Source organism: Polaribacter sargassicola (assembly GCF_021991835.1).
Taxonomy (GTDB): Bacteria; Bacteroidota; Bacteroidia; order Flavobacteriales; family Flavobacteriaceae; genus Polaribacter; species Polaribacter sargassicola.
In genome coordinates this window covers 17,075-43,680 of record NZ_JAHDAU010000012.1, presented here as the reverse complement: position 1 = coordinate 43,680, position 26,606 = coordinate 17,075, and the positions used below count along the sequence as shown (strand labels likewise).

Below are 26,606 nucleotides of genomic sequence, written 5' to 3'. Positions count from 1 at the left end.
AATGTTCATTCTTTTTTTAATGTAAGTTTAACAATAACCTATGCTAATTTTAACATTACAGGTAAACTATGTTAATTTTATAGTTGACAAATAAAGAAATAAAAAGCTAAATAGCTGTTATAGAGTGGTAAATAGGGGTTAATGACTTTTAATAATAGGTTTACCTACTTTTAAAAGTTCTCTGCCAGCTAAATCATTAATTACAATAGCTGCCATCATATACCAAGCACTAAAAGCACAAAAGATTAAAACAATTGCAGCAATACTGGTTGCTTCTGGAAAACCAAAATGAGCAAAATCTAATAAGATAAAACCAAGTGCTAGAGATGCAAATGTAACAACCATTGCTTTATGAATAAATAAAGAACCAATTAAAAAAATAAGAGTTAATAACGTAAAACCAACTAAATAAAAACCAACATCGGTTGTAGAAGAGGGATATATTTCAAAAAAGTTTAAGAGCCAAATAATACCTAAACCAATCCAAAAAGCACCATAAGTAGAAAATGCTGCAAACCCAAAATTGTTACCTGTTTTTTGTTCCATAAAACCTGCAATTAATTGTGCCAAGCCTCCAAAAATAAAACCCATGGCTACAATAGGACCTAAGCCACACCAACCTAAATTATGAAATTGTAAAAGTAATGTCGTTAATCCGAAACCTGATAAACCTACTACAGCAGGATTTCCTAATTTTGTTGTGCTCATTTTATTATTTTTAAAGAATGTGTAAAGATGTTATATCTAATTAGTTTAGTTTATGATTTTTATCAGTTAAAAAAATCTCTTAAAAATAGTAAATATATCATTATATAGGTAGATTATTTTTTAAATTATTAATTTAATTGTAATAAATTAAAAATTTAATAAAATAAACAGGAAGCTGCTTTTTATGTAATCAACAAAAATATTAAACGAAGATGTTAGTTACCTTACCTAAAATTATAGGTTATTAAGCATTGATGTTGTTTACACAAACATTGCGTTTTAAAAGGATGTAATCTCCATCATTTTTAAAATCTCTTATAGATTTACCAACATACCTTTTAAACGTTTTAGAAAGGTGACTTACATCTGTAAAACCAAGTTCGTCTGCAATTTGGGTTAGTGTAAAATCTGAGTTTAGTAAACGTATTTCTACTAATTTAAGCTTTGCTTTTATAATATATTCGCGCAAAGACATATGTACCTGCTTTTTAAAAAACTCACTAAGATAAGTAGGAGAAATCATAAAAACATCTGCTAAATTCTCAATTTTTAACAATTCAGTTTTATCAATATTCTCATTAATATAGGTTAACATTTTTATGATTCTGTCATCGTTGTTTTTATCACTTTTAAAATAATTACTTTTTTTAATATTGCGTATTAATACTTCTAAAACACTCGTCATTAAACTTGTTATAAGGTTAATAGAAGAATCTCCGTAGTTTCTAGATTCTTGTAAAATAATATCAATTAAACTAAATAAATGATTTCTATCTAGTTCATTTTTAATAATATCTCCTGGCAGCTGGTTGTAGTTAGATAGAATGTAAGAAGCCTCTTTAAACCACTCATTTCTATCAATATTAGCTTTCGTTGCACTTTTAAAAAAAGAGTCAGTAAATTTTAAAAATACAAATTTTGTTGTCTTTTCTATGGTAAAAGAATGGCATTTTAAGGGCGGAAGTAAATAAACGGCTCCTTCTTTATAAACAGATTCGTTATAATTGATACATTGTGTACCTTGACCTTTTTTGATTAAAACTACTTCAAAAAAATTATTTTTAACAGGTCTTTGTTTCCATTCTGTTAATTCTATTTCTTGTATTTCAAAAGGTTTATAAGACTCAATTATGTTCATTTGTATGATATTTAAGACGAAATTAGCTAAAAAAAATTGTTTATTAATGATTGTATGATTAAAAACCTTTTTTTATACAATTATCTCCTTTTTTTATACAACAAAACAGCTATGTACTGTGTATATCTTTGTCTTAAAAATAGAACACAGATATAAAATATATAAAATGAATACACCAAACATTGCAAAAGAAGACATCTTAAATGCTTTTAATTACAGACATGCCACTAAAGAATTTGATGCATCAAAAACATTAACAGATGAGCAAATTAACTTTATACTTAAAACAGCCAACTTATCACCAAGTTCATTTGGTTTTGAACCTTGGCATTTTGTGGTAGTACAAGACAAAGAATTACGAGAGCTTTTAAAACCTGTTGCTTGGGGAGCGCCCTTAAAACTAGATACAGCGAGCCATTTTGTTTTGGGTTTAGCCATGAAAGCACCCATGGTAAAACACGATGCAGCTTACATAACACATATGATGAAAGAGGTAAAACAATTGCCAGCAGACGTAATGGAAATGTATGCTAAATTTTACAGAGAGTTTCAAGAACGAGATTTTAATTTAGATACCGATAAAAAATTGTTCGATTGGGCTTCTAAACAAACATACATTGCTTTGGGTAATATGATGACAGTTGCGGCTTTAACAGGCATAGATTCTTGCCCTATTGAAGGGTTTCATCAAGAAAAAGCAGAGGCTTTATTACAAGAGAAATTTGGAATTGATACCGATAAATACGGATTGGCTTTTATGGCAGCTTTTGGTTACCGAAAAGCAGACCCAGAGTTTCCTAAATCAAGACGTAATTTTGAAGACATTGTAACTTGGAAATAATATAATATTAGCCTAGAAATTAAAAATAAGTTCCAAGAAATAAAGTTTTGGAACTTTTTTTTTACTAAAACCTCCATTTTTACTACCAAAGCACAACAGCCGGTTGTAAGTAATTTTATTATAGATAAAAAATACCATAGCAGTAGCTATTCTTAAAAACATATAACCATGAAAACAATAGAACATGCAAATGCACTTGCAGAAGCTCGTGCTCTAGAAGTACCTTCAAGAGAATTATCCTTAAGACGCGATCCATCGGTTTCTCAATTTTGGAATAAAAACCGTAAATTGTTAGAAGCAGCTTGGGCAGAATGGGAAATAGAAAACAAAGACGATTTATTAGTTCCTAACGAAACTTTATTAGATCCAAAATTACGTAAAGCCATTAAAGACGCTTGGGAAAATCCAGAAAAAGAATCTGCTGTTGCCGATTTATGGGAAGAAATTATACCTGGTGTTTATGTGGCACAGTTTTTTGATGTAGATCGTTTAGCAGATTTTCGTAACTATTTAGAAGCTGTAGCAAATTCTCAAGTACCTAAACGTGCGCCTTATGGTATACAACTAAATCGCTATGGAATGATGTTGGATCCTCGTTCTGAAGGGCATTTGGCAGCACCTAATTTTCAGGCATTTTATAATGATATGATGGACCGTTTTATGCGTCCGATAGCGCGCTTGTTATTAGGGACTTACGGTTATGACAATCAGACTTTTGGATTTTCAATACAATACAATCCAGATAAGGACAAGGATTTACACGCACATACCGATGCTTCTGCTGCTACCTTAAATATCAACATTAATTTACCTGATGAAAAGTTTACAGGATCTGAAGTCGATTTTTATGATAAAGCTTCAGGAAAAACGGTACAAGTAATTTTTGAACCAGGAAAAGCCATCATCCATAGAGGTAATGTGCCACACGCAACACACCCAATTACAAGCGGACAACGTAGTAACTTGGTGGTTTGGTTGTATGGTGACCGTATGCAAATACCACGTGGTAGTACTAGCAGTTACGGAAACGTTGGTAGCAATGGTACAATCAAAGAAATTGCACTAGAAAGCGTAACCGCTCGCCAACGTTGGAGTTTACCCGACGGCCCTAAAGATACCGTTGCACCTTTTTAATACAATAAGCGTAGTTTATTATTTTAAACAAAAAATACAATAGTTGTATTGCTAGTTTTCATCAACATAAAAAAATACAATGAAACATATATTAATAACAGGAAGTACAGACGGTATAGGAAAACTAACCGCTTTAAAATTAGCCCAAGAAGGTAATATAATTTATATACACGGTAGAAGTGAAGCTAAAGTAAACAATACAATTAGCGAAATAAAAGACGCTTCAAAAAATGATAATGTAAAGGGAATTGTTGCTGATTTTTCTGATTTGAAAGCTGTAAAACAAATGGCTGAACAAATTAAAAAAGAAGTCTCTAGTTTAGATATTTTAATCAACAATGCAGGAGTTTTTAAAACTCCATTAACCAAAACAAAAGTGGGTTTAGATATAAGAATGGTAGTTAATTATTTAGCACCTTATCTTTTAACAGAAAACATTATGCCTGTTTTAAAGCAAAGTTCAGAACCAAGAATTGTTAATTTAAGTTCTGCAGCTCAATCTTCAGTTAAAGAAGGTATTTTAACAGGCAATGTTTCTATTGGCGCCAACGAGGTTTATGCACAAAGTAAATTAGCATTAACCATGTGGAGTTTTTACTTTGCAAGGCAACATCCAAATATTACAACTATTGCTGTAAATCCAGGTTCGTTATTAAATACAAAAATGGCCAAAGAAGCTTACGGACAGCATTGGTCTTCTGCAGAAAAAGGAGCAAATATCTTATATGATTTAGCAATTACAGAATCGTATAAGGGTAATTCAGGAGAATATTTTGATAATGATAAAGGAGATGTAAAAGGACGTTTTTCTGTAGCTCATAAAGACGCTTATGACCAAAAGAAAATTAAAGACTTATTAAATATAACCGAAATGGTTTTATCAAAATTATAGTTACAATTTATTTGATTAAATTCGTTTTATGAAAAAAATTCTAATTCTTTTTGCGCACCCTAAACTAGAAAAATCTAGAGCTAATTTGGCTTTAATCAATCATATAAAAGATAAAGAAAATGTGATGATTCATGATTTATATGATGAATATCCTGATTTTCATATTGATGTACCAAGAGAACAAAAATTATTAGAACAACATGATATAATTATTTGGCACCATCCGTTTTATTGGTATAGCTGTCCGCCATTAATGAAACAGTGGATTGATATGGTATTAGAATTCAATTGGGCTTATGGTCCAAAGGGAAAAGCGTTGCACAATAAAACGTGCTTAAATACCATTACAACTGGTGGGTCTAAAGAAGTATATTGTTCTGCAGGATATAATAGTTTTACAGTAGAGCAATTTTTAAGACCTTTTGAACAAACTGCTAATTTATGCGGAATGACCTATTATCCACCATTTGCAGTAATGGGAACACATAATCTATCTGATGAAAAATTGCACGATTATAAAATTAATTATGGAAAATTAATTGATTTATTACAAGATGATTTAGCATTGCACGATTTTGAAAAAAAATCTTTTATTAATGATATTCCACAACTTAAAAACTAGTAGTATATGACTGGAAGTTTGCTTTTTAATGCCATTGTTTTTTTAGCCGGTGCTATTATTTGTGTGTCTATAGCTAAACGATTAGGCTTAAGTTCTGTAATTGGATATTTATTAGCAGGTATATTAATAGGACCCTATGTATTAGGTTTTATTGGGGAAGAAGGAGAAGATATTTTACATTTTGCAGAATTTGGAGTGGTAATGATGTTGTTTCTTATTGGATTAGAAATTGAACCCAAAAACTTCTGGAACATGCGAAAAACCATACTTGGTATGGGAGGAATTCAAGTAGGAGGAACCATCTTATTATCCCATTTATTATTCACCTTTTTAGGATATGAATGGGAAGTAGCATTAGTAATTTCTATGGCGGTAGCATTATCTTCTACAGCAATTGCAATGCAAACGATAAAAGAAAAAGGTTTGATGGAAACTACTTTTGGAACTTCGGCATTTTCTATTTTATTATTTCAAGATATTATTGTGATTTTTATGATTGGTGCAATGCCCTTATTATCTAATTCCAAGGCAGAAACACAAACCGATAATCATAGTGAATCTGTGAGTCTTATAGAAAGTTTACCTCTCGGTTTACAAACTATAGCCATTATTTTATCTGTTGCAGTTATTATTGCATTAGGACGTTATGTTATAGTACCAATGCTTAGAAAAGTAGCTAAAACAGACGTTCGTGAGTTGCTAATTGCAGCAGCATTTTTAATTGTTTTCGGTATTTCATTTATTATGGAATTGGTAGGAATTAGTCCCGCATTAGGTGCTTTTTTAGGTGGTGTAGTATTGTCTAATAGTGAATTTAAACACGAATTAGAAAGTACATTAGAGCCTTTTAAAAACTTGTTATTAGGCTTGTTTTTTATGGCAGTTGGTGCGTCTATTAACTTTATAGTAATCGCTAAAAGTCCGCTTACTATTGGTGGTATTTTAATAGCAATAGTTATATTAAAAGCAATTGTTTTATTTATTACTGGTCGTGTTTTTAAGTTAAAACTAGATCAAAAATTATTATTGACTTTCAGTTTAGCACAAGTAGGAGAATTTGCTTTTGTATTGTTGTCTTTTGCTTTTGGTTTAAATATTTTAGAACAAGAACAAATGGATATACTGTTGGTAATAACAGCATTAAGTATGGCGTTAACACCAATTATAAGTATTGTAAATGAGCGTTTTATTCTGCCTAAAGTAGGAACAAAAGAATCGATACAACGTCCTATGGATCACATTGCTAAATCTCAAAAAATAATTTTGGTTGGTTTTGGTAATTTTGGAAGTACAGTAGGTAGATTTTTAAGATCGCATGGTGTAGAAGCTACTATTTTAGATCAAGACTCAAATCGTGTAGATTTTCTTCGTAAAATGGGATTCGAAGTGTATTATGGTGATGCAACACGCTTAGATTTATTAGAATCTGCGGGTATTGCAGAGGCTAAAATTGTAATTATTGCAACAAATCGGTTAAGTGTAACAAAAGCAATTACTAAAATAGTTAATGATAAGTATCCGCATATAGAACTTATGATTCGTACTAAAAATAGAGAAGATGCTTACGAATTATTAAATCTTGGGCATGAGAATTTTTACAGAGAATCTCTAGACACATCTTTAGCTTTAGCCAGTGATGTTTTACATAAATTAGGATTTAGAAAATATACATTAAAAAGACAGGTTAAAAATTTTATTAAATATGATGAAACAAGTTTAAGACGCTTGGCAAAATCACCAAAATTCGATGAAAACTATATATTTAAAGCTAGAAAAGAACTGAAGGAACAAGAAGAATTATTGAATGCAGATTTTAAACGAGGTATTGTAGATTTTGATAACCATTGGGATAGTGAATATATTAGAAAATCACTTGAGAAGTCTAATACTAAGATGTGATGCAAAACATTAAAAATAGTATTCACCTTTAAAATCAGATAATATTTGTACGGTAATTCTGTTGATAGAAAATCTTGTTAGCAGAAAAGGATAGCTATAAATTATACTTCAGAAAAACTACTTCAAATTTTTTTTTAAAAATCATCATTTACTATTAAAGGTAATATTAGTAACCATTAAAAACAGGAGTGAATATTTTTTAAAATTAAGATAGTTAGAGTTTTAAATATTTCTAATTTATAAAGTATATTTACTAAAAATTTAAGAAAATACATATAGACTTGTAGTTCTACAAATTGTTAAATTAGTGAATAAAAGTATTGATAAACTTCATAAATTAAATAAAAACAAACCTATAAATTTAGTGTTGTCTGGTGGTGGAGTAAAATGTGCAGCACATTTGGCAATACTAGAAAAAATTGAAGAATTAGGGTTGACAATTAATGCAATTTCTGGAAGTAGTGGTGGTGCATTAGTAGCTTCTTTATACGCTTCTGGGCTTTCTACTCAAGAAATTTTATTCATCTTTAAAAATACAAGTCTTTTTAAATTTTCCTTTTTTAGTATTAAAAAAGCAGGTTTGTTTGATACTATTTTATTTAGATCGATTATAGAAGATAAAATAAAACCAAAATTTAGCGACCTTCAGGTTCCTGTGTATATTGCCGCATCTAATATGCAAAATGGTAAACCACGTTATTTTAGCAAAGGGAAATTACTAAAACCAGTGTTAGCATCTTGTGCAATTCCGGGTATTTTTAGTCCTATAAAAATCAATAATATTTTGTATTCAGATGGTGGTATTTTAGATAATTTTCCTGTAAAACCTTTTTTAGAATCTGCGTATCCAATTATAGGAAGTTATGTAAGCGAACCGGCTAAAAAAACTCCTCAAGAATTAAATACTACACTAAAAGTAATAACACATGCATCTTTTTTAAGAGCACATTCAGCAGAAAGTTTTAAATTCGATTTCACAAAAACTACTGTTCGTTTTCCGGTGTCAAACTATTCTGGATTAGACACTAAAGACTCCGAAAAAATATACAACACCGCAAAAGATTATTTAAACTTATAGTTTTCATCAAAAATAAATTTATTGTCAAAATTTATATGAGCTAAGAAGAAATTTATATGAGCTAATGTCTCTTTTTTTAGTGATTTATCTTTGTATTAAAGCAACTTATTGCTTTTAGAATATAAATTAACCTTAAAAAAACGATATATGAATACATTGACAAAAACAATTTTAATTTTAGCAGGATTAGGGTTATTGATTTATGGTGGAATAGAATTAGTATCTCCTGAAGCTTCATTAGATATAGGTATTGCAGAGTTCGAATCTCAAAATAATACAAATGCATACATTAGTATAGGTATTGGTATTGCAGCATTATTAGCAGGTTTTTTTGTTAAAAAAAATTAGCATATACATTAAAATATAAAAATTGAATAGTATTATACTATTTAGGGTTTACTAATACATAAGATATTAAAAAGCCCCCTTTTTTTACCTTCATTATATTTATATAGTGGGGGTTTTTTTTATGCAATTAATTTATATGTTTTAAATGTAACTTTCTAAAAATCAGTTTGTATATAAAACTCTTTAAAATTGATTTTCTTTAAAAAAACTCATCGATAAAAACAGACTTTTTGTATAGGTAATTACATCAAACTTCTATTACTATTTTATAAGAATGCATATGGTTACATCTTTGAAGTGTTAAATAAAAACACTAAAAAATGAAATCATTCCTAATCATTGCAAGTTTGTTTTTAGCGCAATTCAATTTTGCGCAAGAAGCAACCACAAAAACATCTACAAAAGTATGGTCTTTACAAGAATGTATTGCCTATGCTATAGAAAATAATATTTCTATAAAAGATGCCGCTTTAGATAAAAATATGGCAGAGTTAGATTATAGTACTTCTAAATCTTCTAAATTACCAAATCTTTTTGGTAGTGCCTCTCAAAGTTTTTCTAACGGTAATACTATAGACCCTATTACAAGTAGTTATGTTACAGAACAAATACATAGTACAAACGTAGGTCTTAATAGCTCTTTAACGTTGTTTCAGGGTAATCAAATTAACAATCAAATAAAACAAAATAAAATATTATTTGATCAAAGTATTTTTGATGCAGAAGTAGAAAAAAACAATATTGTTTTAAATATTTTAGAAACCTATTTGCAAACACTTTACAGTAAAGAAAGTATTACTGTTGCAGAAAATAACTTAAAAGCTTCTGAAACAGAAGTACAAAGAGCAAAAGCACGTTTAGATGCAGGTACTATTGCTTTAAGCGATTATACAGAAGCCCAAAGCCAAGCAGCAACCAATAAATACAATGTTATAGCAGCTAAAAATGAATATCAACAATACATTATTACTTTAAAGCAATTGTTAGAATTATCGCCAATGGAAGAAATGGAGGTAGAAACATTGGACACCAGTATAAATCTATTAAATATAGAATTAAATAAGGCAGAAATATATGAAAAAGCTTTAGGGTATTTGCCAGAAGTTAAATCGAGTAGTTTAAGTGTAGCCGCTAATAAAAAAGAATTAGACATTGCAAAAGGAGGTTTTTTACCAACCTTGGCTTTATCTGGTAGTTTAGGAACCGGATATACAAGTATTAGTGATAACACTTTTACTGATCAGTTTGATGTAAACTTTAATCAAAAATTAGGCTTGTCTTTAACCATTCCTATTTTTAATAGAAACCAAACTAAAGCAGCAGTTAAATCTGCAAACATAAATATAGAAAAGGCAGAAATACAAAAGCAAACTACAGAAAAAGCAGTGTATAAAAAAATAGAAACGGCTTATCAAAATGCACTTTCTGCACAAGAACAAGTACTTGCTTCTGAAGCTTCTAAAACAGCAGCAGAGCAATCTTACAAATTAGCACAAAAGAAATATGAATTAGGAGATTTAAGCACAACTGATCTTGTAATTAGTCAAAACACATATACAAATGCACAACAAAACTATTTACAAGCTAAGTATTTAAATATTTTATATCATCAATTATTACAATTTTATCAAGGAAACGACATTCAACTTTAATTAAGACCTCACCATGAAAACAAAAAGAAATATTATAATAGGTAGTGTAATTGTAGCAGTTGTTGCTATTGCAGCATTCATTTTTTTAAAAGGAGATGATGCAATCATTATAGAAGCAAAAACAATTACAGCTAAAAAAGCAAACGTAACAACAATGGTTACTGCAACAGGTACTATAGAACCTATAAACCAAGTAGATGTAGGTACACAAGTATCTGGTGTTGTAGAAAAAGTATATGTAGATTACAACTCTATTGTAAAAGAAGGGCAGTTAATTGCAGAGTTAGATAAGACCAATTTAAAAGCTGCTAAAACACAAGCACAGGCGTCTTATGACAATGCAGTTACACAAAGAAACTACATGAAAACGATTTATGAAAGACAAAAATCGTTGTATGAAAACCAAGTAATTAGTAAATCTGATTTTGATGATGCTGTGTTTGATTACGAAACTGCTAAAGGTACCGTTACTCAACGTTTATCAGACTTACAGTCTGCCATTACCAATTTAGGTTATGCAAATATTTATTCGCCAATAGATGGTGTTGTATTGTCTAAAGATATTGAAGAAGGACAAACAGTTGCAGCTAGTTATAGCACACCAACTTTATTTACCATTGCACAAGATTTAAAAGAAATGCAAGTAGAAGCAGATGTAGATGAGGCAGATATAGGACAAGTAAAAGAAGGGCAAAGAGTAGAGTTTACTGTAGATGCTTATTTAGGTGAAACTTTTAACGGTGTTATAACACAGGTTCGTTTAGACCCTACTGTAACTTCTAACGTAGTAACTTATACGGTAGTTATTAAAGCAGATAACGAAGATTTAAAACTTAAACCAGGTTTAACTGCAACCATTTCTGTATTTACTTTAGAGTTAAATAATGTGTTAACAGCAGAAGCAAAGGCTATTAATTTTAAACCAGAAGCAGAAACTTTAGCTACTTACAATATGCATCATAATTTACCTACAACAACTACAACAACTACAAAAGGTAAAACACTTTGGGTATTAGGTAAAGATAAAAGTATTACAGAAAAAGAAGTAACCTTAGGCGCAAGTGATGGGGTAAATGTACAGGTTTTAAGCGGTATAGCACAAGGAGATCAATTGGTATATAGTTTAAAAGGTATTTCTAAATCTGCAGGTATGCCAGCAGGTACTAATGAAAGTCCTTTTATGCCACAAAGACCAGGAGGAAACAAGAAAAAATAAGCAGCTATGAGTAAAGAAATTATTAAAATAGAAAACTTAAAAAGAGAGTTTACCATGGGAACCGAAACGGTTCATGCACTTAAAGGTATTTCTTATAGCATAAAAGAAGGAGAATTTGTTACCATTATGGGATCTAGTGGTTCTGGTAAAAGTACCATGTTAAATATCTTAGGTTGTTTAGATCAGCCAACTTCTGGTAATTATGAAATTGATAGTGTAAAAGTAAAAGATTTAAGTAGAAATGAGTTGGCTACTATTAGAAACGAAAAAATAGGATTCATTTTTCAATCTTATAATCTGTTAGCAAGAACTTCTGCAATAGAAAATGTAGAATTACCATTGCTATACAACAGTAAAGTTTCTACAGAAGAGCGAAGAGAAAGAGCTATAAAAGCATTACAAATGGTGGGATTAGGAGAGCGTTTAGATCATACACCATCGCAACTATCTGGTGGTCAGCAACAGCGTGTGGCTATTGCTAGGTCTTTGGTAAACAACCCAGTAATGATTTTAGCAGATGAGGCTACAGGAAACTTAGATACACGTACTTCTTATGAAATTATGTCTTTGTTTCAAGAGCTAAACAAAAAAGGTATCACCATTACTTTTGTAACGCACGAGCCAGATATTGCTACGTTTAGTAACAGAACTATTGTTTTAAAAGATGGGCATATTATACAAGATTATAAAAACACCAATATTCATTCTGCTGCTGCAGAATTGGCTAAATTACCTAAAGAAGACCATTAATTATGAGACTATTAAATTTATTAAAAATTGCGTTTAAAGCCATAGTTCTTAACAAAACAAGAACATTGCTTACTATGTTGGGTATTATTATTGGGGTAGCTTCTGTAATTGCTATGTTGGCTATTGGAGAAGGCTCTAAAGAAAGTATTAGAACCACCATTTCTAGTATGGGTTCTAACATGATTACTGTAAGACCTGGTGCAGATGATAGAGGACCTGCAAGGGGTAGTGGGGGTAATGTACAAACCTTAACGCTAAAAGATTATCAAAAAATTAAAGAAGAAACTTCTTTGCTAAGTTATATGACACCTGTTGTAAATGGTGGCGGACAAGTTATTAACGGTTCTAACAACTGGCCAAGTACCATTTATGGGGTAAACCCAGAGTATTTAGATATTAAAGTTGTAGGCTTACAAAGTGGAAGTATGTTTACAGATGCAGAAGTAAGTTCTGCTTCTAAAGTGGCTTTAATAGGACAAACTGTGGTAGAGAATGTTTTTCCTGACGGAGAAGATCCGGTGGGTAAAATGATTCGTTTTAACAACATTCCTTTTAAAGTAATTGGGGTATTAGAAGAAAAAGGAGAAAACACGTTTGGTCAAGATCAAGATGATGTTGTAATTGCACCTTATACAACGGTACAAAAGCGAATTTTAGCCATTGATTATTTAAACCAAATTATGGCATCTGCTATTAGTGAAGATGATGCACCAGAAGCGGTAACACAAGTAACCAATATTTTACGTTCTCAGCATCAATTATTAGATAGTGAAGATGATGATTTTACAGTGCGTTCTATGGAGGAGTTAATTTCTACCTTTAGCTCTACCAGTGAAATGTTAACCATTTTATTAGTTGCTGTTGCTGGTATTTCTTTATTAATTGGGGGAATCGGAATTATGAATATCATGTACGTTTCTGTAAAAGAACGTACCAAAGAAATAGGTTTGCGTATGGCTGTTGGGGCTAAAGGAGCAGACATATTAATGCAGTTTTTAATAGAAGCTATTTTAATTAGTATTACGGGTGGTCTTTTGGGTGTTATTCTCGGGCTTTCTGCCACCGTTTTTATAGAAAACTTCTTAAACTGGCCTACAAGTGTTGCTTTGTATTCTATAGTAATTTCTTTTGCCGTGTGTGCAATAACAGGTATTTTCTTCGGATGGTATCCTGCACGTAAAGCATCAGCATTAGATCCTATAACAGCATTGCGTTACGAGTAAAATTAAACCCTAACAATAAAGCAAAACATACTTTATTGTTAGGGTTTTTATTTTATCTAAAAACCTTCATAAAATATTACTTTACAACAGTAGCTTCTAATTCTACGGTTAAAGTTGCAAAAAGTCCTTTTACTTCAAGTAACGTTGTTGCCTGTTCAATAGCATGCTTTTGCAAAAACGGAACGTAAACATCCATACAGGTAGAAAAAAACTCTTGGGTAGATGTTGTATAAATATTAAGTCTAACAATATTTTTACACTCATAGTCAGCTTCTTTTATTAATTGCTCTAAATTAGCAATTGTTTGTATCAGTTGCGATCGCATATCTTCATTACTTGGTATGCCATTAGCATTTAAAGCTACTTGGCCAGAACAATAAAGTGTACCTGTTACTTGTTTTACTTCTACAGCCTGTGCAGAGTTTGTGTTTTTACCCCATTCCCAAGGATTTGTAATTATTTTTTCCATTTTATTATTTGTTTTTTAAATGTGATACAAAAATAGAATGGGGGTGCGACAGCCTTATGGCAAGGGTAAAAAATAAATTAATAATATTTATCGAAGTATTCTTGTAAGGTCATTTTATGAGGTTCAAACTTCTCAGAAAGCAGTGTCATTTTATCAATTCTGTCAAGCCTAAAATATCGAAATTCATTTCTTAATCTACACCAAGCAACCAACAACCAGTTTTCTGTACTTAACAAAGCAAAAGGTTCTATTGTTCTTTTAGATTTAATTTTAGACTCGTTTGTGTATTCTATATTTACAAGAAAATAGTTTGTTAACGCAAATTGCAACTGAGATAAATTGTTACTATTTCTTTCTTTATTTATATTGTTTTTAAAGCGTGTTCTTTCAGAAAGTAAATTGGCTTTTGTTTTATCACTTTCTTTTAATACTGCTTTTATTTTTTCAATAGCTTCTAAATAGTCTTTTATAAAAGAGGAATCTTTATTTTTTAAAACCAATTGTTCTGCAAGTATAAGTGCATTTGCTTGGTTTTCTGTAAACATTATTGGCGGAATTTTATATCCATCCATTAAAGTATAGCCTTTTCCTTCTTCTGTTACAATAGGAACTCCTGCTTGTTCTAAAGATTTTATATCTCTATAAATTGTTCTTTTACTAACATTAAATTTTTCAGACAATTCAAATGCTGTTATAATTTTTTTTGTCTGAAATTGAATTAAAATTGCTGTTAATCGAGAGAGTCTATTTGTTTCGGAATAATCCATGTTTTAATCTAAGTATAAGATATTTATTTAAGAGCCCAACAACATTAAAAGAGGAGGGAAGTAGCCTAACTTTTAAGTAATATAGTTTTACATAACTTTTGATGCTAAGTATTTTTGTACTTCGTAAACATCTATACTTTTATTAAATTTTTTACTTACCGAAGGTATGTTTTCGCTCGATATCCATATTTTTAATTCTGCATCCAAATCAAATGTACCAGAGGTTTCTAAAGAAAACCTAGAAATACTTTTATAAGGCATAGACTTATATTCTACTTTACTTCCTGTAATTCCCTGTACATCAATCAAAATTAAGCGTTTATTTGTAAACATAAATGTATCTCGTAAAAGCTTAAAACCTAATTCTATATTTTCATTTTCTAGTAATAATCGTCCGTATTTACTAGTTAGTTTTTCAGCAGATATTTCACTTGCATTTCCCAAAATTTTATTAATTAATCCCATCTTTTTTTTTGTTTTTTTATATGTTTAAATATAAAAAAATTAAAAGGCTTTATAAGCTTATAATAGCTTTGTTTTGTATTAAATTGTACATAACATTGTTGAGTGTAGTTATTATATTTTTTTCGAAATAATCATCAGATAAAACTAAATAAATTTAAATTTTAAAAGTTGAACTTTCATACTTTTTAATTTTAGTAAGAATCTTTGAATAAACCTTGTTACGTTTGGTTAAGTGTAGAGTTAGTAAGTAATAGACTGATTAAAAATTCGCTAGAATTTTAACAATTAAGCTAAAGACAGCAATAAGATTTGTACTTAGTTTAGCTAGTTTTACCAATATCCTAATTCTTTTCCTTTTTTGTATCTAATTCGCCCTAAATTGAATTACAATCTATTCCGTCTTTTAATAATGGTTTTAGGAGTTTGATTTTTATCCATTCTTTCTAAATCTCCAGTAGTTGGATATTTTCCATTGTTGGGTAATAAACCAAATTCTATCGCATCATAAATTGCTTTTGCAGTCATATATTTTTTTAAATTAATAAATCTATTTGATTAAGTAATTCGCTTGGTAATGAGTAACCTCCATTCATACTTCTAATATTTAAGCTATTTTTTAACCTCCCATGAAGCACTTTTCTTATTTTTAGCGAGGTTTGTTCGGGTTCCTTCGGGTGATTTTAAGGTGTATTTTTCAAAAAAGCATGGTTTTACGAACAAAACCCAAAGCAAACTAGGAAAAACCTATTGAAATATGCATAATTTATAGTTTTTTAAACCATTTAATTGAATTTCTGGTGTTTTGTTACTTTAATTTTTTTAGGTTGGACTATCTTATAACAAGAATTATTTTATCTTTATGAAAATTAGTTAGTTAGCCCGATAGGTGAACAATGTAAATGGAATTTAGATGCTGTTTTTTAATACAATTCTTTAAATGAAGAGAGGGCAGTTGTTAATTTAAAAAGTTGGGTTTAGCCATAAATTATATGAAATTAAAAACCAATCAGAATGAATAAAATATTAGTATTTTTTATAGTTATTTTTGTTTGTTTTCAATCATATGGACAAAAATTAAGAGCAAGAGATTTAGGAATTCCTTTTGTAGGAAAAACAGGAGAATTCAATGCTATTACAGATGTAAGTGGAGTTGAGGTAGGATATAGCACAATTATTTCTGGTAAAGGAGAAAATATTTTAGGTAAAGGACCTGTTAGAACTGGAGTTACCGCTATATTTCCAAGAGGAAAAGCCAAAAAATTTAGCCCAGTTTATGCTAATTGGTACAGTTTAAATGGAAATGGAGAAATGACTGGTACAACTTGGGTAACTGAATCTGGTTTTCTTGAAACTCCAATAATGATAACTAATACTAATAGCGTTGGAGAAGTAAGACAAGCTGTACTAAAGTGGTTTGTAGACACAGATTGGTACAGCGGAGAAAATTGGTGGTATACCTATCCTGTAGTTGCTGAAACATATGATGGATTTCTTAATGATATTTATGGATTTCACGTGAAAGAAAAACATGTATTAGAAGCTATAGAAAATAGTTCAAGTGGAAAAATAGCAGAAGGAAACGTGGGTGGAGGAACAGGAATGATGTGTTTAGGTTTTAAAGGAGGAACAGGAACGTCATCGAGAGTTTTTAAAATTAAAGATTCAACTTATACTGTAGGAGTAATTGTTCAATCCAATTTTGGAGCCAAAAGAAACCTATCAATAGCAGGTGTTCCAGTTGGTATTGAGCTAAAAGATACTTTGAATTATGAATATAAAGCATCACCAAAATCTAGAAGACAAGAAGGAGATGGTTCCATCATTGTTATTGTTGCAACCGATGTACCTTTATTACCACATCAATTAAAAAGAATTGCACAAAGAATTCCCTTAGGCGTTGGTATTGTTGGTGGACGAGGAAGTAATGGTTCTGGAGACATTTTTTTAGCATTTTCAACTGCAAATGAAAAAGCGTTTAATCGTGATGAAATGACGACAGTCGAAACTATGTCAAATGATTTATTGATGCCAGTTTTTGAAGCAACAGTTCAAGCAGTGGAAGAAGCAATAATAAATGCAATGGTGGCCGCCGAAACAATGAAAGGAATTAATGAAAATAAAGCTTATGCAATTCCCCACGACTTGCTAATTGAAATACTTAAAAAATATAATCGAATAAAAAAATAACTTGGTAAAACAATAGCTATAAATAATTGCTTATTCTCGCCTATTTCTGAAAATCTAGAGGATTTTCAGTCTTGTAGGTATTTATAAAATTTAGTATAAACTCACAAAACTATTCATAACCGAAACCGTTTACCTCAAAAAAAAACAATTATGAAAAAATATTTTATCTTTTTATTGCTTAGTTCTTTTACAATTTATTCGTTTGGACAAATTAAAGAAAGTCAAGCAATAGACAACATTTTCACGGAATGGAATAAGACAGATGTTCCAGGATGTGCGTTAGGAATCATAAAAGAAGGAAAACTAATTTATGCCAAGGGATACGGAATGGCAAATATGGAATATGATATTCCGAATTCTGCTACTTCTGTGTTTAGAATCGGTTCAACTTCCAAACAGTTTACGGCTGCATGTATTGTATTACTTGCAGAAAAAGGCAAATTAAGTCTTGATGATAATTTAAAAAGCTTATTCCCTGATTTTCCTGATTATGCAGAAAAGATTACAATTAGACATTTACTAAATCATACGAGCGGTATTAGAGACTATTTAATGATTAGTTATTTAAAAGGATTGGGGGATGATGACTATTATACTGATGACAATGTTATGAAATGGCTAATAAATCAAACTGATTTAAACTTTGCACCTGGTGAAGAATATCTATACAGTAATTCTGGATATTGGCTTCTTGGTCAAATCGTAAAAAAGGTAGCTGGAATGAATATGGCTGAATTTGCTAAAAAAGAAATATTTGATCCTCTTGAAATGAGTAATACACATTTTCATAATGACCATACGCAAATTGTAAAAAACAGAGCGTCTGGATATGTTCCTGATAATAATGAGCACTATAAAATCAGTATGACTACATTAGATATGATTGGTGATGGGGGAATATTTACTACCATAAATGATATAAAGAAATGGGATGACGCCTATTATGAGTCAGCTGTTTTAAGTAGAGAGTTTTGGAGTGTGATGACACAACAAGGTATATTAAACAATGGAAAAGTTATTGACTACGCTTCTGGTTTAATGATAAGTAAATACAAGGGATTAAAAACGATTAGACACGGAGGAGCTTTTGTTGGTTTTAGAGCGGAACTATTGCGCTTTCCGGAACAAAAATTATCCATTGCAATATTTGCCAACAGAGGTGATGCCAACCCGTCAAGAATGGCCAATCAAGTAGCAGATGTATTACTGAAAGACAAACTAATTGAAAAGGTTGTTGAAAAAGATAAAAAAGTTAAAATTGATGTTCCAAAAGAAGAATTTCAACTAAACCAATTAGTAGGTAATTATGAAATACAGCCTGGTGTTATTCTCAGTTTATCTATTAAGAATGACTCCTTAAATGTCCTTCAAACTTGGGATAAATCAACCTATAACATTTTAAAAGTAAGTGGGAATACTTTCCAAATATCAGGAAATAAAAATATAAGTTTTTCATTCTCTAATTTAAAAGATGGTTTTACACAAACACTTAAAGTTTTACAAGGTGATAGTGAGACCATCGCAGCAAGAAAAAAAACGATGGATACTTCAGGAATCAACCTAAAAGATTACGTAGGAAGTTATTATAGTAAAGAACTAGATGTGAATTATAATTTTGAAATAGAAAACGAAATTTTAATGGTTAGAATTGAAAATACACAATCAATTATTGAATGCACAATTAGTGACTTAGACCAATTTTCAACGGAACTAGGATTAGTAAGATTTCAACGAAAAGATGGAGCAATTTTAGGTTTTGAATTAGATTCAGGAAGAGTTAAAAATTTGAAGTTTAAAAAATAACTGATGCCACCAAAAAACTGAGTTAAAAAGTAAGTAAAATTTCACTAATTTTTAGTTAAAGGACATTGTGTACAAGTCAGCCTATATTTGTAATGCTTTTACAATTACAATTACAATTGCCTTTTGCTAGAATGTTTTAACCAATAATATTCCTATTTGTTTCTTAGGACTTATTTTTAAATACTATAGAAATGGTAAATTACTTAATAAGTTAAATTTTAATTATAAGTTTTTAAGTATCCTCTAATTTCAATTACAAAAAAGTGTATAGTATTACCAGTCACTAAACAAACATCATTTAGATATAAGTTTTATAATTATTAAAAATTTATTTTATTGTTTTTATAAAAGTGCTTATATTGGTGTAAATTACTAATAATGAGCCTGTAAAAAAGATATAAAAGATTACTTTTCTTAATTTTTGATGTATTATTTACAGTTTTTTATTGTTTTAATTTATTGTCCCCAATTTAATATCAACGCTAATACCAATAATAATGAGACTAACTTTACTTTTATTAGCCACTTTAGTTCTAGGATGTACTAATTCAAAAAATGAAAAAATAGTATTGCAAGCAGATAACCCTTTTCTTGTAAACTTAAATGAGCCTATTGCTTACGCAAAGGTGAATGCAAACCATATTAAAGAATACGTAAATGTTACAATACATAATTCGCTATTAGATATAGAGTCTATTAAATCTAAAGATGTACATAATTTTGAAAATACATTTAAAACCTACGATAGAATAAATAATGAGTTAGATAAAGTTTATTGTAATACTTTTTTATTAAACTGGGTATCAGCTGATTCACTTGTTAGAATAGAAGGCACTAAAGGCTATCAAAAAATAGACTCTGTAATAACTGAAATTAGAGCTGACAAAGATTTGTTTAAAACCTTTAAAGGCTATGTTGATTCTGATGATGGGAAATTATTACAAGGCAATAAAAAAATATTAGCCAATTATATAATTGAAGATTTTAAACAATATGGTGTAAACTTAAATAAAGCAGATTTAAAAACCTACAAGACACTTATTGCCCAGATTAATAAACTATCAGCACAATATTCTACCAATATGAATACTGCAGAAGAATATCTGATCTTAAATGAAGAAGAAATTGATGGTTTACCAGAAAACTTTAAAGACACCTATACATTAGAAAATGGTACCTATAAAATTCCTGTAATAAATGCCACTAGTTTAGTAAAAAGCAATGCTTCTTCTAGCCAGGTTAGAAAAGCTTATGCAACTAAAATAGCAAATATTGCAGCAGAACAAAACTTACCCATTTTAGATTCCTTGGTTAGTAAACGACATCAACTAGGGGTATTAATGGGATATGATTCTTATGCAGGTTACAACCTTGCAAATAAAATGGCTAAAACACCAGAAAAAGTATGGGATTTTATAGATGGTCTTTTAGCTGAATCTAAGATCAAAGCACTTAAAGATATTGAAGTATTAAAAACGGTAAGAAATACACATTTAAATACGCCCAATGATGATAGTGCTATTGATCCTTGGGATTATGGATACTACTTTGATCAATTATTAAAAACAAAATATAATTTAGATTATGAAAAAATGCGTGAATATCTGCCAATGGATGCCTGTTTAGAAGGTATGCTTACCTTATACCAAGAACTTCTTGGGTTAAAATTTAAGAAAGTAGAAAATCCATCAGTTTGGCACAAAGATGTTACCATGTATGAAGTATATGAAGGAGAAAAATTAAAAGGGAGTTTCTATTTAGATTTATATCCAAGGCCAAATAAAGAAACTTGGTTTTATGGAGTTCCTTTAAAATGGGGCAGCCAAACTGCTAAAGGCTATGAAGTTCCAGTAGCTATGTTATTGGGTAATTTTACAAAAGCAACAGATAAATTACCGTCTCTAATTAGTTTTAACGAACTTACTACACTGTTTCATGAATTTGGGCATATTGTTGATATGATGTCTTACGAAGGTGAGTTTTCTTTATTAGCAAATACAAAAGATGATTTTGCAGAAGCAATGTCTCAAATTTTTGAAAACTGGATTGATGATTATGATATTTTAAGCTCTTTTGCTAAGCATTATAAAACAGGAGAAGTATTTCCAAAGGAGCTATTCAATAAAAAAATAGAAGCTAAAAATGCAGGTTCTGGTTTATTGGCTCAACTGTCTTTAAGGTATTGTCTCTATGATATGAATTTATATGATAAATTTAATCCAAATAATTTTTTAAACACAAATCAGCTATGGAAAGATATTGATACCAAAATGGGAGTAATGGATTATTATATAGAAGGTACCCATCCTCAGGCAAGTTGGATTCACATTAATACCAATCCAACATATTATTATGGTTATTTGTGGTCTGAAGTTTATGCACAAGATATGTTTACAGAATTTAAAAAGAACGGATTGCGCGATACTGAAACAGGCATTCGATACCGAAAAATAATTTTAGCAAATGGTGCACAAAGAGATATAGATGAAGCTGTTGAAGCCTTTTTAGGAAGACCTACAAATAATAAAGCTTATATTAAAAGTCTAGGATTGGAATAAAAGTAAAAAGTTAACAAATTTATTGCTAAAGTATTTATTTAGTTTTTCTATAAATTACACCTTAAGATCAGTTCTAGTTTACGTTTTTTAGGTATTGCTAATTGATGATCGTCTTTGTTTTTTTACGTCTATAAATTACTTTTTTTTAAGCAATTTATCAATACGTCTTTTGTTTTCTTGTTGCAATAAAGAAGGGTATAAATTCATTAAAATGTTTATAATCATAATTACAAACCCGAATAATAAATTATGAGTAAAACTCTTATAAATGACAAAAAAGATGACAAAAATAAATCCTATTAAATGGCTTATTTCGGCGTAAGTCATTTCTTTTCTAATTTCATTTAAATCAACTTTATTATTATCAATTTTTAATTTCTGATTAAAGAATTTAAAAAAGGTGTTCTTTACAATCCACTTAAAATATTGAATCCCAATTTTTTTGTTTAAACGCTTACTTTCAATAAAATTTAGATTTGATAATTTTTGATAATATTCCGTTTTTTGAAGAATACTATTAAAAATCATTCCTATAATCCAAGAGATAAAACATATTGATATGCCGAATGTTAGATATTTAATCATAAACAATTTTGTTTTGTAAACTGAACATCTAATTTAAAAATAAAAACGAATTAAAAAGCATTTCACAATTTTAAGAGTTTTTTTAGTTGTTGTTAGGTAAAGTATTTTTTAATGATTTATTTAAATTTTCTATGTACTTTTTTCTTTCAACTAATTGACCAATATCTGTATAAAATGTTTTGGTTCTGCTTAAATTAGGAAATGATAATTGCTTTTTAGCAATTGAATTTGAAATTAAAATATTAAAGTAATTATACATTAATGTTATCTTTTGCAAAGCATCAATTTTATCAACTTTAAAGCCAATTTTTTCTGCAGTTCTTTTATTTATAATGTAGCTTGTTCCTTTAATTTTTATTTGCTCATCATTCTCGTACTTTTCAATTAGGTTTAATAATCCTTCTAAATATTGTTGAATGATAAATTTAGTTCTTTGTTTTCCATTCCATTTTTTATCAATTACAAAATAGTAATCAAACAATGTACCTCCATGAATTTTAATAAGTCCATTTTTAGGTTTTTCTGTGATAAATAGAGAAGAATAATAAATCATTCTACCACTTTTTTTTAAGGAAGGCATGTCAAAAAAAGGAGCAATTATAGATAAGATTATAGCAAATATTAAAAATGCAATTAGATATATTTTAAAATAGATAGAGATAATTATAGATAGTATTACTATTACAAGAGAACAAAATGCTATTGTAATTAATATCTTGTTTTGCTCTTTTTTAGTTTTGTTATAAAATCTGTGTATCAATTTTTATTGAATTTATTTATAATTTTTTATGTGATTTAAATAAAACACAAATGCTAAAATTACAAATAAATTTATAAGTGCTTTTATAAAAAACTAGATTTTATAGAGCAGAGATATATCCAAAAAATGAATAATATTTGAAGAGGAATTCTAAACCATAAGTAATTAATGCCGTTACCATCAAAAGTTCCTTTTTGATAATTGACATTATGTATTGCTGCATAAATATTTGCAGGTAACATTAATATTAGTAGTATAATTAATATCCATGCAGATATTTCTTTGAATTTAGGTATTAGAAGACTTAGGGCGAGTAAAATTTCTAATACTCCTGTTAAATAAACTAAACCTTGTTTATAAGGTATTATTTTAGGAATCATCATAGACATCCCTTTTGTATAAAAAAAATGTGCAATAGCAGTAAATAGGAACATTATTGATATCGCAATTCTGGCAGATAAAGAAATATCAAATTCTTTTTTTATAATTTTTATTACAAATAGAGAGATGATAAAACTAGAAAAAAGTACAATTAAAGGTTTCATGTTTTCTTAATTATTATTGTACAAATGTCAGAAAAGATAAAAGTATTAACAATGAACTTGGGTTAAGTAATGCGTTTTCTAATTCTACTTAAAGCTTGTGGAGTTACACCAATATAAGAAGCAATATATTTTAAAGGGATTTGTTTTAACACGTTAGGTCTTTCTAAAAATAAATCTAGATATCTTTCTTCTGCTGTTTTACTTAATAAAGAAAGCTCTCTTTTAGACTTTATTAAAAACATATTTTCTGCCATTTTTCTTCCAATAATGTTACCACAACTTGTTTTTAAATACACATCTTCTAAGTCTTTATAAGATATTCTTAAAATGGTAGTTTTTGTTAAAGTTTCTATTTGATATTTAGATGGCGTTTGTGTTAAAAAAGAGTCATAAGCTGTAACAAATTCATTTTCAAATAAAAAACCAAAGGTTAAATCGTTTTCTTCTTTTGGGATATAAATTCTTACCATTCCTTTTACTATAAAAGACAATGAGTTTTCAATTTCTCCAACTTTAATTAAAGGAACGTGTTTGTTAACTGTTGTTTTTTGTAATTTAGAAGAAAAAAACAACCAATCTTTATTATTAATTGGAGTAATTTTTTCAATAAAACTCTTTATTTCATCCATTTTAACTGAATTTAATTTTATAATATTATTACCAAAAAGCCAAATCTAAATGATTTGGCTTTTTGGTAATAAACTTTAAATTTAGTAAACTTATAATTATAATTTGCTAAATATTTTTTTATATAATGATGCTAGAATACATTATGAAAAATTAGCAGCTAAAGTTTTATTATTTAGTTGATATTAAAAAGGAATGTTTAAGCCAAGAACAGTATTAGAATAATTTCCTTTTAAAGTTTTGTTACCGTTTGGGCCATTTTCTTCACTAGTAATATAACCATATCCTACACCTATGTAGAATAATTCAAATAATCTTATAGTTACAGCACCACCATAAAGAGTACCATCTTCGCTTAAAACATCACGGTAATTATCTTCAATGCTTTCTATATTATTAAAAGCGAATTCTCCTTCTATACCTATGGTAATTCCATATCTATTATAATTGGTTAAAGGAGCTAAATTTATAAGATCAAAGCCTATTCCAATTTTTATTGAAGAACCTTCTATATGTTTATAATCAGGAGTTCCGTATCCCACACTAAAAAAACCGTTTCTACCAACACCAATACCTAAATCATAGGTAATCATATCTAAATAAGTATGTGCATCATTATCATCTTCATCTATTATATTTTCAGATATTCTATAATTTGTAGAAAATCGTAAGTCTGTAAATACGTTATTATTAAACCCGCCAGAAAACTCAGATATTGCTTTTGCTGCATTTGCTACAGCTTGTTTTTTTTGTATATTTTTTCTTTTAATTTTAGCTTGTTCTGCTTTATAAGCAGCTAATTGAGCCGCTCTTTGTGCTTCTGTTTTTGCAGCTTTTTCTGTTGTATTTTGAGTGTTATCACTATTCTTTACTTGAGTGGTGGTAGTATTTGTTTTATAAGTTTTATCACTATTTTGTTGATTAATTTTAGTTTTTACAACTTTATTTTCTGTTACTTTTTTAGCTTGTTCTTTTTCATATCTTATTTGTGCTTTCATTTCATCTATGATAGAACCAATAAAGGAAACGCCTAAATTAGTAATCTTAGCAGAATTCATTTGTATACTTATATCATTACAAGTTACGTCTTTAGAAAAGGTTTTAAAAAGTTTATTTCTATCCGAAGAAGTTAAATCATAATTATCTAAAGCACCTGTAGAAACCGAACCAAGTTTAAAAGAGTAAGATATTGACAAAGTACCTCTTTTAATACTAACATCTCCGTTTAAATCTGCTTGTAGTTTTTTAGATATCGGAAAATTTTTATTCTTTAAATAAGACGATGCTCTTTTATCATTATAATAAACTTCTGTAACTTCAAAATTTGTAAAACCTACTTTTAGAGCAGTAGGGCTATTGCCATAACCAGCATCAGACATTTGATATTTTATAGTTACTTTATAATCGTATTTGTATCCATTATAAGAATCGCTAGATGTAACGGAAAAAGTCTTTACGCTTGTTTGTGCTGTGGTAGTGTAAATTGCAAAAAAAGTTGCAATTAAAAATAAATATTTCACTTAATCATAGTTTATAATTTCTGTAGTAAAATTATTTTTAAATACATCTATATCAATACCTAGTAATAGGTATTTTGTATTTTATGATTGATGAGAAAAATCTTTTAACGTATAACTAAAAGATGTATTAAAATGCTATTATTAAGTAATAAGATTCCCTTTTAAAAAAAGAAAATCTATTATATGTTTAAAATTAGGTACAGTATTTTGTATAAATTATAAAAAAACATAATTTACACTTTTAGAGTACATTTAAATTTTAGAACTAAATGTGGAGAGTTAATTATTTAATATAAAAAACAAGTGTTTTTTTGGTAATTATTTTACAGTTCTATTAGAAGTGTCTTTCATAAAATAAAGGAGTAAAAATAGAAAACCAATATAAGTAGCCTGCAAACCAACAAGATCCCATTTTTGGGCAAAAGAACTACCTATTACTAATACATTCATCAACCCGAAAGAAGCAATTAAGGCTTGTCTGGTAAATTTGTTAATCAACAATAAAATACCAATAGTTAATTCTATAAAAGGAATCATATATGCTAAAGGGGTTACTAAAAAAGTAGGTAATAATGTGTCTTGAAATGTGTTTTGCATTCCATTAACAAAACCTTCTAAATTCGGTAATCTAACAATACCATGAAATAGAAAATTGATACCAAAGGAAATACGTAATAAATGTACGGATAGTGTTTTGTTGTCTAAATTAGAAATCATGAGTATTAATTTTTAATATTTAGTCTAATTAACAGAAAATAAAAGTAATAAAAATTACAAAGTAGTAATCAATAGAACAATTGAATAATTTTTGAATAGATT

At 29.0% G+C, this 26,606-nt stretch carries 26 protein-coding genes; 14 read left to right on the top strand and 12 right to left on the bottom strand.

Annotated elements, in window-relative coordinates; translation table 11 throughout:
• Positions 1-138: 138 nt before the first annotated feature.
• Together KI686_RS14930 and KI686_RS14925 are read right to left on the bottom strand one after the other, a co-directional pair.
• Positions 139-708 (bottom strand): acetate uptake transporter, encoded by a 570-nt coding sequence (locus KI686_RS14930; protein ID WP_237590137.1) that lies wholly within the window; start codon positions 706-708, stop codon positions 139-141.
• Positions 709-952: 244 nt separating this feature from the next.
• Positions 953-1,846 carry an AraC family transcriptional regulator gene (locus KI686_RS14925; protein ID WP_237590136.1) on the bottom strand — a complete coding sequence of 298 codons (894 nt, stop codon included), beginning with the start codon at positions 1,844-1,846 and terminating at the stop codon, positions 953-955.
• Between the two features lie 166 nt (positions 1,847-2,012).
• Here KI686_RS14925 and KI686_RS14920 point away from each other — a divergent pair, with 166 nt between their 5' ends.
• The 11 genes from KI686_RS14920 to KI686_RS14870 all read left to right on the top strand — a co-directional run bounded on the left by KI686_RS14920 (position 2,013) and on the right by KI686_RS14870 (position 13,501).
• Complete coding sequence (locus tag KI686_RS14920; protein WP_237590135.1) at positions 2,013-2,687, top strand: NAD(P)H-dependent oxidoreductase; 675 nt, start codon at positions 2,013-2,015, stop codon at positions 2,685-2,687.
• A gap of 168 nt (positions 2,688-2,855) precedes the next feature.
• The gene (locus KI686_RS14915) at positions 2,856-3,821 is read left to right on the top strand and encodes a 2OG-Fe(II) oxygenase (RefSeq protein WP_237590134.1); all 966 of its coding nucleotides are present in this window, start codon (positions 2,856-2,858) and stop codon (positions 3,819-3,821) included.
• Positions 3,822-3,900: 79 nt separating this feature from the next.
• Positions 3,901-4,713 carry an SDR family NAD(P)-dependent oxidoreductase gene (locus KI686_RS14910; protein ID WP_237590133.1) on the top strand — a complete coding sequence of 271 codons (813 nt, stop codon included), beginning with the start codon at positions 3,901-3,903 and terminating at the stop codon, positions 4,711-4,713.
• Between the two features lie 28 nt (positions 4,714-4,741).
• A complete protein-coding gene (gene kefF / locus KI686_RS14905) occupies positions 4,742-5,335 on the top strand; it encodes a glutathione-regulated potassium-efflux system oxidoreductase KefF (RefSeq protein WP_237590132.1) in 594 nt (197 codons plus the stop codon).
• A gap of 6 nt (positions 5,336-5,341) precedes the next feature.
• Entirely contained in the window at positions 5,342-7,234 is a 1,893-nt protein-coding gene (locus KI686_RS14900; protein WP_237590131.1) for a monovalent cation:proton antiporter-2 (CPA2) family protein, read from the top strand.
• Positions 7,235-7,541: 307 nt separating this feature from the next.
• The gene (locus KI686_RS14895; RefSeq protein ID WP_237590130.1) at positions 7,542-8,312 is read left to right on the top strand and encodes a patatin-like phospholipase family protein; all 771 of its coding nucleotides are present in this window, start codon (positions 7,542-7,544) and stop codon (positions 8,310-8,312) included.
• Between the two features lie 147 nt (positions 8,313-8,459).
• On the top strand, positions 8,460-8,660 hold the full coding sequence (locus KI686_RS14890) for a hypothetical protein (protein WP_237590129.1): 201 nt from the start codon (positions 8,460-8,462) through the stop codon (positions 8,658-8,660).
• A 320-nt stretch (positions 8,661-8,980) separates the two neighbouring features.
• A complete protein-coding gene (locus KI686_RS14885) occupies positions 8,981-10,312 on the top strand; it encodes a TolC family protein (RefSeq protein ID WP_237590128.1) in 1,332 nt (443 codons plus the stop codon).
• A gap of 13 nt (positions 10,313-10,325) precedes the next feature.
• Entirely contained in the window at positions 10,326-11,528 is a 1,203-nt protein-coding gene (locus KI686_RS14880) for an efflux RND transporter periplasmic adaptor subunit (protein WP_237590127.1), read from the top strand.
• 6 nt (positions 11,529-11,534) lie between these two features.
• Positions 11,535-12,278, top strand: coding sequence for an ABC transporter ATP-binding protein (locus tag KI686_RS14875; protein WP_237590126.1), 744 nt, complete (start codon positions 11,535-11,537; stop codon positions 12,276-12,278).
• 2 nt (positions 12,279-12,280) lie between these two features.
• Positions 12,281-13,501 carry an ABC transporter permease gene (locus tag KI686_RS14870; protein ID WP_237590125.1) on the top strand — a complete coding sequence of 407 codons (1,221 nt, stop codon included), beginning with the start codon at positions 12,281-12,283 and terminating at the stop codon, positions 13,499-13,501.
• Between the two features lie 76 nt (positions 13,502-13,577).
• Here the strand turns inward: KI686_RS14870 and KI686_RS14865 are convergent, their stop codons facing one another.
• The 4 genes from KI686_RS14865 to KI686_RS14850 all read right to left on the bottom strand — a co-directional run bounded on the left by KI686_RS14865 (position 13,578) and on the right by KI686_RS14850 (position 15,727).
• Entirely contained in the window at positions 13,578-13,970 is a 393-nt protein-coding gene (locus KI686_RS14865) for a RidA family protein (protein WP_237590124.1), read from the bottom strand.
• 77 nt (positions 13,971-14,047) lie between these two features.
• The gene (locus KI686_RS14860; protein WP_237590123.1) at positions 14,048-14,737 is read right to left on the bottom strand and encodes a helix-turn-helix transcriptional regulator; all 690 of its coding nucleotides are present in this window, start codon (positions 14,735-14,737) and stop codon (positions 14,048-14,050) included.
• 87 nt (positions 14,738-14,824) lie between these two features.
• Positions 14,825-15,202, bottom strand: a complete 378-nt coding sequence (locus tag KI686_RS14855; protein ID WP_237590122.1) for a PH domain-containing protein — start codon at positions 15,200-15,202, stop codon at positions 14,825-14,827.
• Between the two features lie 384 nt (positions 15,203-15,586).
• Positions 15,587-15,727 (bottom strand): hypothetical protein, encoded by a 141-nt coding sequence (locus KI686_RS14850; protein ID WP_237590121.1) that lies wholly within the window; start codon positions 15,725-15,727, stop codon positions 15,587-15,589.
• Positions 15,728-16,213: 486 nt separating this feature from the next.
• On the opposite strand from KI686_RS14850, the gene KI686_RS14845 reads away from it, so the two are divergent.
• The 3 genes from KI686_RS14845 (at position 16,214) to KI686_RS14835 (ending at position 21,750) form a co-directional block, all read left to right on the top strand.
• The gene (locus KI686_RS14845; RefSeq protein ID WP_237590120.1) at positions 16,214-17,389 is read left to right on the top strand and encodes a DmpA family aminopeptidase; all 1,176 of its coding nucleotides are present in this window, start codon (positions 16,214-16,216) and stop codon (positions 17,387-17,389) included.
• Between the two features lie 150 nt (positions 17,390-17,539).
• Positions 17,540-19,192, top strand: a complete 1,653-nt coding sequence (locus KI686_RS14840; RefSeq protein WP_237590119.1) for a serine hydrolase domain-containing protein — start codon at positions 17,540-17,542, stop codon at positions 19,190-19,192.
• A 497-nt stretch (positions 19,193-19,689) separates the two neighbouring features.
• The gene (locus KI686_RS14835; protein ID WP_237590118.1) at positions 19,690-21,750 is read left to right on the top strand and encodes a M3 family metallopeptidase; all 2,061 of its coding nucleotides are present in this window, start codon (positions 19,690-19,692) and stop codon (positions 21,748-21,750) included.
• A 135-nt stretch (positions 21,751-21,885) separates the two neighbouring features.
• Here the strand turns inward: KI686_RS14835 and KI686_RS14830 are convergent, their stop codons facing one another.
• The 6 genes from KI686_RS14830 to KI686_RS14805 all read right to left on the bottom strand — a co-directional run bounded on the left by KI686_RS14830 (position 21,886) and on the right by KI686_RS14805 (position 26,504).
• Complete coding sequence (locus tag KI686_RS14830) at positions 21,886-22,335, bottom strand: glycosyl-4,4'-diaponeurosporenoate acyltransferase CrtO family protein (RefSeq protein WP_237590117.1); 450 nt, start codon at positions 22,333-22,335, stop codon at positions 21,886-21,888.
• 82 nt (positions 22,336-22,417) lie between these two features.
• Positions 22,418-22,888, bottom strand: coding sequence for a hypothetical protein (locus KI686_RS14825; RefSeq protein WP_237590116.1), 471 nt, complete (start codon positions 22,886-22,888; stop codon positions 22,418-22,420).
• A gap of 290 nt (positions 22,889-23,178) precedes the next feature.
• Positions 23,179-23,640: a DoxX family protein gene (locus KI686_RS14820; protein WP_237590115.1), complete on the bottom strand. Its 462-nt coding sequence runs from the start codon at positions 23,638-23,640 to the stop codon at positions 23,179-23,181.
• Positions 23,641-23,702: 62 nt separating this feature from the next.
• Positions 23,703-24,269: a Crp/Fnr family transcriptional regulator gene (locus tag KI686_RS14815; protein ID WP_237590114.1), complete on the bottom strand. Its 567-nt coding sequence runs from the start codon at positions 24,267-24,269 to the stop codon at positions 23,703-23,705.
• Positions 24,270-24,452: 183 nt separating this feature from the next.
• Positions 24,453-25,787: a hypothetical protein gene (locus KI686_RS14810; protein WP_237590113.1), complete on the bottom strand. Its 1,335-nt coding sequence runs from the start codon at positions 25,785-25,787 to the stop codon at positions 24,453-24,455.
• Positions 25,788-26,105: 318 nt separating this feature from the next.
• Positions 26,106-26,504, bottom strand: coding sequence for a DoxX family protein (locus KI686_RS14805; protein ID WP_237590112.1), 399 nt, complete (start codon positions 26,502-26,504; stop codon positions 26,106-26,108).
• Positions 26,505-26,606 lie beyond the last annotated feature (102 nt).

What these genes read in the sequence shown, in the direction of transcription:
- KI686_RS14930 (WP_237590137.1), bottom strand. Translation starts at nt 708, where the DNA reads ATGAGCACAACAAAATTAGGAAATCCTGCTGTAGTAGGTTTATCAGGT.
- KI686_RS14925 (WP_237590136.1), bottom strand. Translation starts at nt 1,846, where the DNA reads ATGAACATAATTGAGTCTTATAAACCTTTTGAAATACAAGAAATAGAA.
- KI686_RS14920 (WP_237590135.1), top strand. Translation starts at nt 2,013, where the DNA reads ATGAATACACCAAACATTGCAAAAGAAGACATCTTAAATGCTTTTAAT.
- KI686_RS14915 (WP_237590134.1), top strand. Translation starts at nt 2,856, where the DNA reads ATGAAAACAATAGAACATGCAAATGCACTTGCAGAAGCTCGTGCTCTA.
- KI686_RS14910 (WP_237590133.1), top strand. Translation starts at nt 3,901, where the DNA reads ATGAAACATATATTAATAACAGGAAGTACAGACGGTATAGGAAAACTA.
- kefF (WP_237590132.1), top strand. Translation starts at nt 4,742, where the DNA reads ATGAAAAAAATTCTAATTCTTTTTGCGCACCCTAAACTAGAAAAATCT.
- KI686_RS14900 (WP_237590131.1), top strand. Translation starts at nt 5,342, where the DNA reads ATGACTGGAAGTTTGCTTTTTAATGCCATTGTTTTTTTAGCCGGTGCT.
- KI686_RS14890 (WP_237590129.1), top strand. Translation starts at nt 8,460, where the DNA reads ATGAATACATTGACAAAAACAATTTTAATTTTAGCAGGATTAGGGTTA.
- KI686_RS14885 (WP_237590128.1), top strand. Translation starts at nt 8,981, where the DNA reads ATGAAATCATTCCTAATCATTGCAAGTTTGTTTTTAGCGCAATTCAAT.
- KI686_RS14880 (WP_237590127.1), top strand. Translation starts at nt 10,326, where the DNA reads ATGAAAACAAAAAGAAATATTATAATAGGTAGTGTAATTGTAGCAGTT.
- KI686_RS14875 (WP_237590126.1), top strand. Translation starts at nt 11,535, where the DNA reads ATGAGTAAAGAAATTATTAAAATAGAAAACTTAAAAAGAGAGTTTACC.
- KI686_RS14870 (WP_237590125.1), top strand. Translation starts at nt 12,281, where the DNA reads ATGAGACTATTAAATTTATTAAAAATTGCGTTTAAAGCCATAGTTCTT.
- KI686_RS14865 (WP_237590124.1), bottom strand. Translation starts at nt 13,970, where the DNA reads ATGGAAAAAATAATTACAAATCCTTGGGAATGGGGTAAAAACACAAAC.
- KI686_RS14860 (WP_237590123.1), bottom strand. Translation starts at nt 14,737, where the DNA reads ATGGATTATTCCGAAACAAATAGACTCTCTCGATTAACAGCAATTTTA.
- KI686_RS14855 (WP_237590122.1), bottom strand. Translation starts at nt 15,202, where the DNA reads ATGGGATTAATTAATAAAATTTTGGGAAATGCAAGTGAAATATCTGCT.
- KI686_RS14850 (WP_237590121.1), bottom strand. Translation starts at nt 15,727, where the DNA reads ATGACTGCAAAAGCAATTTATGATGCGATAGAATTTGGTTTATTACCC.
- KI686_RS14845 (WP_237590120.1), top strand. Translation starts at nt 16,214, where the DNA reads ATGAATAAAATATTAGTATTTTTTATAGTTATTTTTGTTTGTTTTCAA.
- KI686_RS14840 (WP_237590119.1), top strand. Translation starts at nt 17,540, where the DNA reads ATGAAAAAATATTTTATCTTTTTATTGCTTAGTTCTTTTACAATTTAT.
- KI686_RS14835 (WP_237590118.1), top strand. Translation starts at nt 19,690, where the DNA reads ATGAGACTAACTTTACTTTTATTAGCCACTTTAGTTCTAGGATGTACT.
- KI686_RS14830 (WP_237590117.1), bottom strand. Translation starts at nt 22,335, where the DNA reads ATGATTAAATATCTAACATTCGGCATATCAATATGTTTTATCTCTTGG.
- KI686_RS14825 (WP_237590116.1), bottom strand. Translation starts at nt 22,888, where the DNA reads ATGATTTATTATTCTTCTCTATTTATCACAGAAAAACCTAAAAATGGA.
- KI686_RS14820 (WP_237590115.1), bottom strand. Translation starts at nt 23,640, where the DNA reads ATGAAACCTTTAATTGTACTTTTTTCTAGTTTTATCATCTCTCTATTT.
- KI686_RS14815 (WP_237590114.1), bottom strand. Translation starts at nt 24,269, where the DNA reads ATGGATGAAATAAAGAGTTTTATTGAAAAAATTACTCCAATTAATAAT.
- KI686_RS14805 (WP_237590112.1), bottom strand. Translation starts at nt 26,504, where the DNA reads ATGATTTCTAATTTAGACAACAAAACACTATCCGTACATTTATTACGT.